The organism is Dehalococcoidia bacterium (genome assembly GCA_021295915.1).
Taxonomy (GTDB): Bacteria; Chloroflexota; Dehalococcoidia; order Lucifugimonadales; family UBA1123; genus VXRN01.
Genome location: JAGWBK010000001.1, coordinates 143,955 through 155,536 on the forward strand (window position 1 = coordinate 143,955; position 11,582 = coordinate 155,536).

Annotated in this window: 11 protein-coding genes; 4 read left to right on the forward strand and 7 right to left on the reverse strand. The window is 57.1% G+C overall.

All coding sequences use genetic code 11. The features are described 5' to 3' along the window. Positions 1-22: 22 nt before the first annotated feature. On the reverse strand, positions 23-1,438 hold the full coding sequence (locus J4G14_00695; protein ID MCE2456318.1) for a DUF1800 domain-containing protein: 1,416 nt from the start codon (positions 1,436-1,438) through the stop codon (positions 23-25). Between the two features lie 39 nt (positions 1,439-1,477). Beyond that, positions 1,478-2,617 (reverse strand): DUF1501 domain-containing protein, encoded by a 1,140-nt coding sequence (locus J4G14_00700; GenBank protein MCE2456319.1) that lies wholly within the window; start codon positions 2,615-2,617, stop codon positions 1,478-1,480. A gap of 193 nt (positions 2,618-2,810) precedes the next feature. On the opposite strand from J4G14_00700, the gene J4G14_00705 reads away from it, so the two are divergent. Further along, positions 2,811-3,641 (forward strand): class I SAM-dependent methyltransferase, encoded by an 831-nt coding sequence (locus tag J4G14_00705; GenBank protein MCE2456320.1) that lies wholly within the window; start codon positions 2,811-2,813, stop codon positions 3,639-3,641. Between the two features lie 9 nt (positions 3,642-3,650). Here the strand turns inward: J4G14_00705 and J4G14_00710 are convergent, their stop codons facing one another. From J4G14_00710 to hpt, 3 genes are all read right to left on the reverse strand, one after another. After that, the gene (locus J4G14_00710; protein MCE2456321.1) at positions 3,651-5,366 is read right to left on the reverse strand and encodes a gamma-glutamyltransferase family protein; all 1,716 of its coding nucleotides are present in this window, start codon (positions 5,364-5,366) and stop codon (positions 3,651-3,653) included. Then, positions 5,323-7,344 (reverse strand): S9 family peptidase, encoded by a 2,022-nt coding sequence (locus tag J4G14_00715; GenBank protein MCE2456322.1) that lies wholly within the window; start codon positions 7,342-7,344, stop codon positions 5,323-5,325. The genes J4G14_00710 and J4G14_00715 overlap by 44 nt, the downstream gene beginning before the upstream one ends. A 290-nt stretch (positions 7,345-7,634) precedes the next feature. Then, positions 7,635-8,657, reverse strand: a complete 1,023-nt coding sequence (hpt, locus tag J4G14_00720) for a hypoxanthine phosphoribosyltransferase (protein MCE2456323.1) — start codon at positions 8,655-8,657, stop codon at positions 7,635-7,637. Between the two features lie 50 nt (positions 8,658-8,707). On the opposite strand from hpt, the gene J4G14_00725 reads away from it, so the two are divergent. The 3 genes from J4G14_00725 (at position 8,708) to J4G14_00735 (ending at position 10,298) form a co-directional block, all read left to right on the forward strand. After that, on the forward strand, positions 8,708-9,739 hold the full coding sequence (locus tag J4G14_00725; protein ID MCE2456324.1) for a hypothetical protein: 1,032 nt from the start codon (positions 8,708-8,710) through the stop codon (positions 9,737-9,739). Between the two features lie 19 nt (positions 9,740-9,758). After that, entirely contained in the window at positions 9,759-10,052 is a 294-nt protein-coding gene (locus tag J4G14_00730) for a hypothetical protein (protein MCE2456325.1), read from the forward strand. 66 nt (positions 10,053-10,118) lie between these two features. Then, on the forward strand, positions 10,119-10,298 hold the full coding sequence (locus J4G14_00735) for a hypothetical protein (protein ID MCE2456326.1): 180 nt from the start codon (positions 10,119-10,121) through the stop codon (positions 10,296-10,298). A gap of 264 nt (positions 10,299-10,562) precedes the next feature. Here J4G14_00735 and trxA read toward each other — a convergent pair whose 3' ends face one another. Both trxA and J4G14_00745 read right to left on the reverse strand, forming a co-directional pair. Further along, positions 10,563-10,889 carry a thioredoxin gene (trxA, locus tag J4G14_00740; protein ID MCE2456327.1) on the reverse strand — a complete coding sequence of 109 codons (327 nt, stop codon included), beginning with the start codon at positions 10,887-10,889 and terminating at the stop codon, positions 10,563-10,565. A gap of 148 nt (positions 10,890-11,037) precedes the next feature. After that, positions 11,038-11,520, reverse strand: coding sequence for a hypothetical protein (locus J4G14_00745; GenBank protein ID MCE2456328.1), 483 nt, complete (start codon positions 11,518-11,520; stop codon positions 11,038-11,040). Positions 11,521-11,582 lie beyond the last annotated feature (62 nt).

Sequence of the window (11,582 nt, forward strand, 5' to 3'; positions counted from 1 at the left end):
TTGCTGGCTCCTGAAGGCCTGTCTAAGCCAGTTGGTATTCCTTGGACGACGCGATCAGACGCATAACGTTAGCAACGGCCTCGACCGACCCTTCGGCTTCAAGGTCCATGTCACCAAACTGCGATGCAAACTCGACGATCGCCTCTCGTGTGCTGTCCTCAACCTGCAGGGGCCCCATCAGGTCCAGGCAACCGTCCACGACGTCGGCAGCCGACTGGGCAGTACCGCCATCTCTGGCAAGCCTGTCCACGATTGCACGCACACCGGGGTTAGAGGGATTGCCAAGCTCTTTGGCGGCGAAGTTCACCCGCTCGACGAGTGAACCGCTGTCGATCCACTCTACGCCCTCGTGCCAGCCCTCCACCGTGGGGGGCTGGAGCAGCCCCTGCCCCATGTAGAAGGCCTGGCTGGCGAGCTGGTTCACGCCCAGGGTCGGCTGGCGGTAGGACCCCGCCATCCTGACCGCGCCAACAACTGTTTCCACAGGGGCCTTCACGCGCGCATAACGGGCCGCCTCACCCTTGAAGAACTCGGAGTTGAAGAGGGTCCTGAGTACCGACCTGATCTCGTAGTCGGATTCGAAGTAGGAAGCCATCATCTGCTCGATTGCAGCTTCCCCTCTCTCGTCGATCTCGTCAGCGCCGAAGAACTGGAACAGACGCGTGCAGATAAACCGTGCAGTCGCGTCCTGCCTGCAAATGATGTCGACAATTTCGCCGCCGCCGAAGGCTCCGCGCTCACCGAGGAATTCCTTGTCGCCTGTGTCATGGTCATCTTCGCGGTACTCGAAGTGCCACGCGATGCGGCCATACGGCCAGATCGAGTCCTTCATGGCTCGCATGGACATGTACTCGGCGTTCTTCAGAGTCCATCCTGTAAAGGCGCGAGACGCCTCTTTGATGTCGTCCTCCGTGTAGTTGCCGATGCCCATCGAGAAGAGTTCCAGCAGCTCTCTGCCGTAGTTCTCGTTGATGGCGCCGTCATGGTTATCGTTATTGTCCAGCCAGATAATCATGGCCGGGTCCTTGGACAGCTCGATGAGAATATCCCTGAAGCTGCCGAACCCTGTGCGCTTGAACATATCTACCTGGTTCAAGAGAGCCCTGGCCTGGTTCAGCTTCGCATAGCCCGTCGCAAACAGACCGTGCCAGAAGAGCGCGAGCTTCTCCTCTAGAGGATGATTCGTCGTAATCATCTGGTACATCCAGTACGCGCCAGCGCCGTCCAGCTGGCGAAGCTCAGACTGGTCGACATGGTAGCGACGAATCAGATCGTCGGGAAGGTTCTCCCGGCTGTCAGCCGAGGGATGCAGCAGGTCCTCGACTACGTTCTCGTAGCCTCTTGCTACCTGCTCCTCCAGCTCCTCGCGGCCGGCTCCGAAGCCGGCCCTGCGCATGAGATGGGCCATCAGTGCAACGTCTGCCGTAGTGGTGGTCATCTGCACAATCCTCCTGAGTGTGAAATCAATTGAGACGTCTTAGGCGGGAAGGAAGTCAAACTGCTCGAACCTGCCGTTAACGATCGGTTCGGAGTCGAGGTGGAACCAGCGTTCCAGCAGCGTCGAATAGGTCATCCTGAAATCGTTGTTGTAGTGAAGGTCGCCCTCAAGCTGCATGTCAGGCGCCAGTGAGGGATACTGTCCGTAGAGTCCGCCCTTAACCTCGCCTCCGATCACGAAGGCGGTGCCGCCGGAGCCGTGGTCCGTGCCGGAGCCATTGTCCTTGACGCGGCGACCGAACTCGGAGAATACGAGGATCACGGCGTCGTTCTCACGGCCATGCTCCCTGAGGTCGTCGTAGAAGTCGCCGATTCCACCAGCGACCTCATCCCAGAGCTTGGCGTGACTTACCAACTCACCTGAGTGGGTGTCGAAACTGCCGTGCTGGGTGTAGAAGACCCTGGTGCCAAGATCTGCCAGCATCACCTGGGCGACGCTCTTTAGGCTCTGAGCGATCGGATTGGCTGCGTACTCGATTGAGGACTGGTACTGAGCAGGAGCGGTCCTCAGAATATCAGCGCCCTTCAACGCGTCGGTTCCCGTCTGGCCAAGGAAGTCCATAACGGCGTCCCTGCCCTGCGCGCCTCCGTACATCTTTGCGAATGCATCGAGTGCGTACTTTCGCAGGAACTCGTCCTGCACGTCAGGGAACAGTCCATACGTCTCAAGGTTTCCGACGGAAGCAACAGGTACACCTCTTACGCCAAGCGCCCTGGGCATTCCCCTTCCGAAGTTGACCGCGGTCAGAACGTTGTCGCCGGTCGGGTCCAACTCGCGTGTTGCGCGGCCAAGCCAGCCCTCTCGGCCGATCTCGTCCGGCATGGCAGTGTGCCATATGTCCATCGAACGGAAGTGAGACCTGTTAGGGTTGGGGTAGCCGATCCCGTTGATGACCGCGACCTTACCCTCGTCCCACAGGCGCTTGACCGGTCCCATGCTCGGGTTGAACGCGAGGTCGTCGCTGATGGGATGCACCGCGTCACCATCAACGTGGACCGTCTGTCTGTAGTCGTAATAGAGACCGTCGTTGTAGGGTACGACGGTGTTGAGGGTGTCGTTCCCTCCGGAAAGCTGAACGACTACTAGGGTCTTGTCGTGGTTGCCATTCTGCGTAACCATTGAAACGCTCCCTTTTTGAACGATTCCAGAATCTGCTGAATCTATGCAGAGAATCTACTACTTCCAGCCTCCTGACGCAAGACTTGGCACACCTCCAGCGTCTGATTAAATTGGATTCATGCCGTACCTGGTGACATAATCTCAGTACACGACGTTTTGAACTCGCATCTAAGGGAACAGGAAGACTCAAAACATGCAGAAGTCAGCAGCTGAATCATGGAGACTCCGAGTAGAGTCACATCACGAACAGTCGCTAAAAGTCATGGATGAATCGTGGCGTCAGGGTGACTTCTGGAAGAACCTGGCCCCAATGTTCAGGGCAGACCCTCGTCGGAACGACGACGAGGCGCTGAACGCCATCTCAGAACTCATCGGTTCCGTTTCAACCGTGCTCGACGTTGGAGGCGGTGCAGGCAGGTTCGCCATCGCTCTTTCGTTGAAGTGCGAGTCGGTGACAGTGGTTGACCCATCAGAGTCAATGCTGGAGCAGTTGCAGGAAGCAACCAACGAGGCTGGGCAGTCAAACGTCGCTTCCGTCCATTCAGAGTGGGAGACTGCAGAAATTGAACCAGAGGACGTTGTCCTCTGTTCACACGTCGTCTATGGCGTCGCCGACATAATACCATTCATCGAGAAGATCAACGCTCATGCACGGCGACGAGTAGTGCTGTTGTCTTTCGTTGATTCCCCGCAGTCGAACGTCGCAGCACTCTGGGAGCCTGTGCACGGTGAGCGCAGGATCAACCTACCAGCGATGCCTGAGCTAGTGAATGTGCTATGGGAGATGGACGTCTATCCCAGCATCCGGATGTTGACCTCTACGAGAGCGCAGTCATTCGAGTCAGTAGACGCCGCTACCGAGGAGTTGTCCAACAGGCTGTTCCTTGCCCAGGATTCCCCCGCCCGCCAGAGACTCGAGGCAGTGATCGAAGACTACCTCGAGTCCACGGACGAGGGTTGGCGAGTCATTGGTGCCAGACCTGTGAGGCAGGGTGTCATCTGGTGGGACACCGAGTCACGTTAGAGGCTGAATCTAGAGTCCCTCAGCATACGCTGAATGGAACGTATCCACGCCGGCTCGGAAGCCGCCATCACCGTCCCTGACGATGGCAACAGGGCTCGCGAAGCTGGCGAAGCCGCCCTGCACGTGATTGTCGCCAATGACGTATATGCGGTGACCTTTGCCCTCCAGTTCCGCTACCACGTCTGCCGAGAGCCTTGGATCCACGCTGGTGACAGGCAGGGAGCAGTCGACCCTCGGCGAGTCTATAGCCTCCTGGGGGCCAATGCCATAGTCAACGACCTTCGAGATCAGTTGCGTTACACAGTTGGTAATTCGGCGTCCTCCGGATGCACCTACGGCGAGCCGCACACCATCGTCGCCCATAACCAGGGCTGGAGTCATATTATTCAGTGGGTACTTGCCTGGCATGATCGAATTCACCCGCCCGGGAACCGGGTCGAACCACATCATCCCATTGTTCATCACGACGCCCGTTCCCTTCGGAACGAATCCGGAACCGAATCCAGCCATCAGCGTGTTTGTTAGTGAAACTGCGTTACCGTCCCCATCCATCGCGCACAGGTGAGTAGTTCCAGCGTCAAGTGCTGGAGCGCTCGCAGCGAGCTTCTTGCCAGGTGCGCCCTCATCAAATGCCCACGGGTCCCCGACTTCGATATTTCCCAATCGCTCGGAGTCGATCTGTCCACGTCGTAGCTCGGTGTAGCCGTCTGAAACAAGCCCCTTCCAGGGGGCGTCGACGAATGCCGGATCCGCCATGTAGGCGAACCTGTCTGCATAGGCCAGGCGGGCGCCGTATATGTAAGCGTGAAGCGCATCGGCTGAGTTGTGACCCATCGATGCAACGTCGAAACCGTCAAGCGACCGAAGCGTCATGGCGGACGTCGTCCCTGCACATGCGAACGGCGGCACTCTCACGGTATGTCCTCGATAGCCAAACTCAAGGCCGGAGTCCCACACGAATGGACGATACTCGGCAAGATCTTCCTCGGAAACAATTCCGCCCTTAGCCTGAATGTCGGAGGCAAGAGCCCGCGCAATCTCGCCAGCATAGAACGCAGATGGGCCTTCTCTTCCGATTGCGTCGAGCACGTCGCCGAGGTCAGGCTGCTTAAGCAAAGCAGGGCTTGTGAGATCACCTGCGGGCAACCTTCCCCCAGGCATGAAGACGTTTCGCAGCTCGTCGAAGTCGAAAAGGCGTGACGCCATCAGCCCCAGCGCGTACATGTTGTGCCACCCCGGAGAGTGCCCGTCCCTCGCCAGAGAGACAGCCGGGGCGATCACCTCCTTGAGGGGGAGTTTGCCAAGCAACCTGTGAGCCTCACACAAGCCTGCAACCGCGCCAGGTACGGCGATTGATCGGGGACCATCGAGATTCTCATCGTTGACGACGCCCGCCCATCCAAAGTTTCCGACTGCGGCCTCGCCGGTGAGTTCATACATGTCCGGCTTGGCAGCCAGGGGACCCTTCATCGGAAATCCGACTACTCCTCCCCTGTCCCCCAATTGGTACACGAGATATCCGCCGCCACCGATACCACTCGACATCGGTTCGACGACCCCAATGGCAAAACAGGCTGCGACCGCCGCATCGACGGCATTGCCGCCCATTTCAAGCATCTGCACGCCTGCTCGCGTTGCGTGGATGTCTTTTGTGGCGACCATGCCTCGCTGGGCACGCGCTTCAGTCTTGTTGATAGTTGTAAGAGTCGGCGTTGCAGTGACCATTATTCTGTCCTCTCGGATGTCTCTTTAACCCGGGCATTTTGGCTAGATTTTCGGCGAGACCTGGTACTTCGGTCTCGCCGGTGACTACTGTAACAGATGATCCAACGAAGTCATTGTCGATAGGCTCATACCTGCCGCCAAGGCACTTCGCGAGGAATGCCTCGGCCATTGCCATGAAGGCAATGTTGTTCTCCTGCCTCCTGAAGCCATGTCCCTCATCCGGAAACAGCACATAAGTCACCGGTATGCCATGGCCAGTCATTGCCCCAACGATCTGGTCGGATTCAGCCTGCTTGACCCTGGGATCGTTAGCACCCTGTCCTATGAGCAGTGGCCTCTCTATTCTGTCCGCGAAAGTTAGGGGAGACCTTTCAGCAAGGAATTGTCTCCCTTCCAGAGTCGAGTTGTCTCCCACACGGGTCCTGAACATGGCGATCTCCGGCTCCCAGTACGGAGGCACGGTATCAAGGAGCGTATTGAGGTTCGAGGGCCCCACCACATCGACTCCGCAGGCGAACACTTCAGGAGTAAAGGTCAACCCGACAAGGGTCGCGTATCCCCCATAGCTGACACCCATGATGGCGATCTTGTCTCTGTCGGCGATCCCTGTTTCAACGGCCCAGTTGACGACGTCGATCAGGTCGTCATGCATCTTGCCCGCCCACTCGCGGTTGCCAGCATTTACGAAGGGCTTTCCAAAACCCCACGAGCCACGGAAGTTCACGGAGATTACCGAGTAGCCTCGGCTGGCCCATAGCTGATGGCCGGGCACGAATCCCCAGCTGTCTCTCCCCCAAGGTCCACCGTGTACCAGAAGAACAGCGGGAGGCGGTCCTTCTTCACAGGAGGTCCACGTAGGCTGCGTGTAGTAGACGGTGAGGTCCAGCCCGTCTCGTGACCTGACAGTTGCCGATTGCATTGGGGCCAGCTTGTACTTTTCCAGCTCAGGACGGTTCGAGAAGAGGAACTGGAGACTCTTGGCTTCTCGCTCGTACAGGTAGAAGTCCAGTGGGCCGACGTCCTGTTCATGCGCGACCACCCAACGTCCGTCGTCTAGCGACCGGCTCGTCAACCAGTAGTCGTTTCCGAACTCTCCATGCAGGACGTCGAGGTCGTCAATAATGGAGTCATCTATTGACACCCAGTGGGCTCGTTCGTGTTCGATCGAGACCGCCTGTGGTCTACCTGTCGACGGATGAATCATGAATCCAGTTATATCTGCATGTGAGTCAACCGCAAGTTCCCTCTCCTCATGAGAGTTCAAGTCCAGTTCGACCAACGCGGAGGTGTCCCGGTTCCTACTGTCGAGCATGAACAGCGTTCTGCCATTCGAGTCGAGTCCTAGAGGGTGAGTTGTTATTTCATCCTCGGGCCCAACGTCCATCAGCTTGCGCCACTCACCCAAGGGGTGTCTGTGAAGAAACTGAGAACCGCCATCCGGTGTGGACAACTTTGCGAGCCTGACAGTTAAGTCCAAGTCTGCAACGAACAAAGTAGCGCCAATGTCGTTCTCGAACTCAATGGTCGACCCTCCCGACACCATGTTGACCCTATGGATGTCGTGGAAGCGTCCGTCCCTATTGTTGATTTCAACCAGCACCTCGTCAGGATGCCTTGAAGAGAGTGCCAGTACGCGGGCATGGATGTCCTCGTAGGGCGTTAGGTCCCTTGTTTCCAGTGTGATTAGGTGAGTCGCGTACAGATGCCAGTTCTCGTCCGCGGCCTCATCCTGCACGTGGAGGAGGTAGTCTGAGTTGTAAGGCCAGATGTAGAACGGGATTCCCCTCTCTTGATCATTGGTAACTGGCTTCGCCTCGTCAATTGAATCCAGTGGTGACACCCAGACGTTCATGACGCGGTTGACTGGTGCAAGGAATGCAAGACGTCTCCCATCCCTGCTGACTTTCGCGAAGTTTCGTTCGGAGTTACCGTACAGGATTCGCCGGGGAATCAGGTCCGTTTCGCGATCGCTTTTCAAACTGGGAACCTCCGGAATGAGATATGCCAAGCTCGTTCAAGGCGTTCTGTGGCCACGAGTCCTCTCCAAGCCTATGGGACAGACGCAAGCAGTACTTCATGGGTCCCTAAGGGATGAGAAATCATGAAAATTCGTGGTTGACAAGTATTTGGGTCGCTGATATATTGTATTTAACGTCCCAATGGACCAAGTCGAATGCGCGAGGCTTTCAAGGCGACGGCGGCCCACCCGCCGGAGTCGGGAGAGTGGAGCACAGATAGACGAAGCCCGTTGGGGCGTTTTGCTTTTGCTCAGTTCCCTACTGGTCTCAGGACGCCCACAAACGGCAGATTCCTATAGGACTCCATGTAGTCGAGACCGTAGCCAACGAGGAACTCGTCCGGCGCTTCGAAACCCACGTACTTGACATCAACGTCCGCGATTCGCCTTGCCCGCTTGTCGAGTAGAGCGCAGACTTCGACGGTAGCCGGTTGGCGAGACTGCAAGTGAGCGATCAGCCAGTTCAACGTCATTCCAGTATCCACGATGTCCTCAACCAGGATGACGTCCGAGCCGTCGATACCCAGATCCAGCCCTTTAGTAACTCTGATATCCGGCCCATGCTCCCCGGCATAGCGCGAAATGGACATGAAGTCCATACGAGTGGGCAGCGAGATCTGGCGCATAACGTCTGCCATGAAACAGACCATTCCTCTCTGTACGCCAATCAGTACGGGGCGCTTGCCTGCATAGTCTCGTGAAATCGTCCTCCCTAGCTCCTGCACCCTCTGCTGAATCTGACGCTCCGAGTATAAGACACGGGAAATGCCGGGCAGGTCGGACTCGACGAGGGGGCCAAACCCGAACTTCGCCAGAAGACGGTGAAAGTCCCTCCGGTACAGGAGTTTTATGTTAACTTCGGGATACAGTTCCCGGATGCGCCTGAGCTTGCGATTCTTCTGAGTAACCAGCGACTGCTTCATGGTCGTTAGTTCAAGGTAGAGATCGAGATCAGGCAGATAGAAGTCCGGGGTAAGCATTTCGGTGGCCCGGTCACCATCCCATCGGAGAGGGAATGAGAGAGGCTCATAGTCCCAGCGAAGACCGTAGAAGTCCAGAATTCTCGCGAACTCTAGCTCGCTAGGATGAGCAAAATTGGGTTCAGCCCCGCCTGCCACGTTGGGCACGGGAGTGAACCTGGACGTTTCGACATCGACCAACCGACACCTCCGCGTCAAACCGGCACGCTCCAGTGTTTGACCGCAAGGATAGCACATACGCGCTAGATGATAAATCCGCTGCCCTTGCACTATACATGACAGTGGATTGACCATAGTTCCGGCGCTTCATATAATCGCCTGGAAGTCTCTGTGAAAGGCACGCTATGACAAGTGGGCAACTGAGTTCGGCACGACTGGAGTTCGACTCATGGAATGAAGTCGTGGAAGGATTCATGGACCGTGGATGGACGGACGGCCTTCCGATCATTCCCCCGACTCCAGACCTCGTCAACGCCTGCCTTGATGCAGGGGGACGCAATCCATCAGACATACTTGCGACTGAGCCCACCAAGGGTAGAGTGATCACCGCAGAGAAAGTGGCGGTGAACGCCGTCATGGCAGGCTGCAAGCCAGAGTATTTCAAGGTCGTCGCAGCTGCCGTCGAAGCGATGAGCGAACCTCAATTCAATCTGCACGCCATCACGGCCAGCACACAGGGTTCGGCCCTGCTTGCCCTCGTAAACGGTCCGGTTGCCAAAGAGATCGGCTTGAACTCCGGTGTCAGCGTATTTGGGCCAGGGCATAGGGCAAACGCCACTATTGGGAGGGCTATCCGCCTTGTAGTCATCAACGCCACCGGCTCCCGGTCGGGGGAGATCGATAAGGCTACGCTTGGCCATCCAGGCAAGTACACGTGGTGTATGGCTGAGGCCGAGGACGTCTCGCCCTGGGAGCCGTTCCAGGCTAACAGGGGGTTCTCCGAGGAGCAGAGTACGATCACTCTGTTTCCCGCACTCTCCCCTATCCAGGTCGACAACCACGCGTTCCAACGTCCTGAGGAGATCCTGGTCTCGTTCCGTGAAGCCATGTTTGCCGGCGGAGGCGGATGGAACCAGGGGGAGGTCGTAGTCGTCCTCTGCCCTGAGCACGTCGGGAATTTGGAACGCGCCGGCTGGAGCAAGGAGCAAGTGCGCGAGTTTCTTCATGACTCGGCGAGGCGTCCTATAGATGAGTGGCGCGCGGCGGGAAGATACATAAGGGACGATGTGGGACAGCCTGGCGATGAACTACACTCACTCAATAGTTCGGAAGGTATTTCAATTGTTGTTGCAGGCGGTGGCGCTGGAGCGTTCTCCTGTGTAATACCATTGTGGAGCGGTGGAATTGGAGCTAGATCGGTAACCCGGTTAATCTAGGAACAAGAGGAGGATGCTGATGACAACTGCAGAACTCGTAGTATTGGATCCCACGGTAGAACCCCTACCGTCGGAAGGGGTCGTCGCGGACCGACCGACCACGCTGGACGGGCTAACGTTGGGACTTCTTGCGAATGGGAAGTTGAACTCGGTTGAGATGCTCACGGCGATCCACGACGTGCTGGCCGACAGGTTTGAATTTGCTTCCGTAGTGGAGCGAAACAAGCACAATGCCTCTCGACCATGTCCCGAGGAGATCATCGACGAGCTTGTCGATAAGTGCGACGTGGTGGTCACGTCATCGGGCGATTGAGGGTCCTGCTCGTCGTGCAGTGTGCACGACGGAATTACCCTTGAGAAACGCGGAGTCCCGACAGTAGTGATCTGCACAGAGCCCTTCATCACGAGCGCTGACGCCATGGCAGCGTTGGGCGGAGTTCCTGACTACCCATATGTGGTGGTACCCCACCCGCTGGGAAGCAGGACGATGGAGCAGCTCAGGGAGCTTGCCGCAGCGGCAGCACCTGATGTGCTGTCCATACTTCTCGCTCAGAAGTAGAAGTTAATAGTACCGGGCGAGAGCCACTTCTCGCCTAAGACCAGGAAAAGAGAGCGACCACACCCAAGCTTGGGTGTGGTCGCCTTGCTTTGTCCCTAGGAGAACTGGCGGGAGCGAGAGGGAGTCGAACCCACCGCGCCAACCGCTGGGTTGCCGCCGGACGGTTTTGAAGACCGCGAGAGGGTGTAAAAGATGGTACCTCGAGAGGGCTTCCTTGAAGCCCACCAGGGGCCGTGTGCAAGAGCCCACTGGCGTGGCCGTGAGTTAGGCTATTGCCTCGTCGACGCGCTTCTTCAGCATGGACTTCGGGACGGCGCCCACCACCTGGTCAACTGCCTTGCCCTCGTTGAAGATGAGCAGTGAAGGAATTCCACGAATACCGAACTGCATGGCGGTCTTGGGGTTGGAGTCTACGTCCAGCTTCGTGAACTTCACCTTGCCCGCATACTCGCCGGCCAGTTCTTCGACAATTGGGGCGATCATCTTACAGGGACCGCACCACTCGGCCCAGAAATCTACCACTACGGGAACGTCCGAGTTAACGACCTCGTCCTCAAAAGTGGCGTCTGTAATCTCAACTGCGTTTGCCATTTGTTACTCCATTCAGTCTTAGTAATTGAACCCGCATACCTATCCATTATATTCGATGTTGAATCGTTTCGACAGGTTCATTTGAGACCGAATTAGAATAGTGGCGCGGTGTTGTATTAGCCTGCCGCGTTCCCCGGATGACAGAGGGCTAACGCCTGCGGTACTCCACGTAGTCAGCCACTACCTCGTCTACCTCATCCCACCACAGCGTACCGAGGGTCAGACCCTTGGGAACGTCGAATATCACCCAACCCTGCACCTGGAAGTTGCGGTCCAGCTGTATATCACCCCAGAGCAAGGGAGAATACTTGTCCTCGTCGACGTCGGCAACATCAATAGTACCGAACCGATCGAACGGGTCCATTGCTCGAATCCGCTCACCTCGCCGATCTCCCAACCTGGCGGCTTCAGTGTCGACAAGAAGTGGCATCACAGTACTTGTCCTGTTGACCACAGTGACAAGCACCGCGGCGAGTTGCCTGTTCGATGCACGTGGCCTGAGTACTCGGTGTTCTCCAGAATTAGTGGAGTACGACACCTTCTCCAGAATCACTGGCCGTTCGGCGTGGATCTCTATACTGCGACCACGGACTGCGACTAAGTCAGGTTCGCTGGAACAGGCTGCAGTCAATGGGACTGCCACCATGATCAGCATCAAGACCCAGAGCGGCCATGAGGCGAATCTTAAATTAC

Excerpts from the sequence above, each read along its gene's own strand:
- J4G14_00695 (MCE2456318.1), bottom strand. The coding sequence starts at position 1,438 with ATGACCACCACTACGGCAGACGTTGCACTGATGGCCCATCTCATGCGC.
- J4G14_00700 (MCE2456319.1), bottom strand. The coding sequence starts at position 2,617 with ATGGTTACGCAGAATGGCAACCACGACAAGACCCTAGTAGTCGTTCAG.
- J4G14_00705 (MCE2456320.1), top strand. The coding sequence starts at position 2,811 with ATGCAGAAGTCAGCAGCTGAATCATGGAGACTCCGAGTAGAGTCACAT.
- J4G14_00710 (MCE2456321.1), bottom strand. The coding sequence starts at position 5,366 with ATGGTCACTGCAACGCCGACTCTTACAACTATCAACAAGACTGAAGCG.
- hpt (MCE2456323.1), bottom strand. The coding sequence starts at position 8,657 with ATGGTCAATCCACTGTCATGTATAGTGCAAGGGCAGCGGATTTATCAT.
- J4G14_00725 (MCE2456324.1), top strand. The coding sequence starts at position 8,708 with ATGACAAGTGGGCAACTGAGTTCGGCACGACTGGAGTTCGACTCATGG.
- J4G14_00730 (MCE2456325.1), top strand. The coding sequence starts at position 9,759 with ATGACAACTGCAGAACTCGTAGTATTGGATCCCACGGTAGAACCCCTA.
- trxA (MCE2456327.1), bottom strand. The coding sequence starts at position 10,889 with ATGGCAAACGCAGTTGAGATTACAGACGCCACTTTTGAGGACGAGGTC.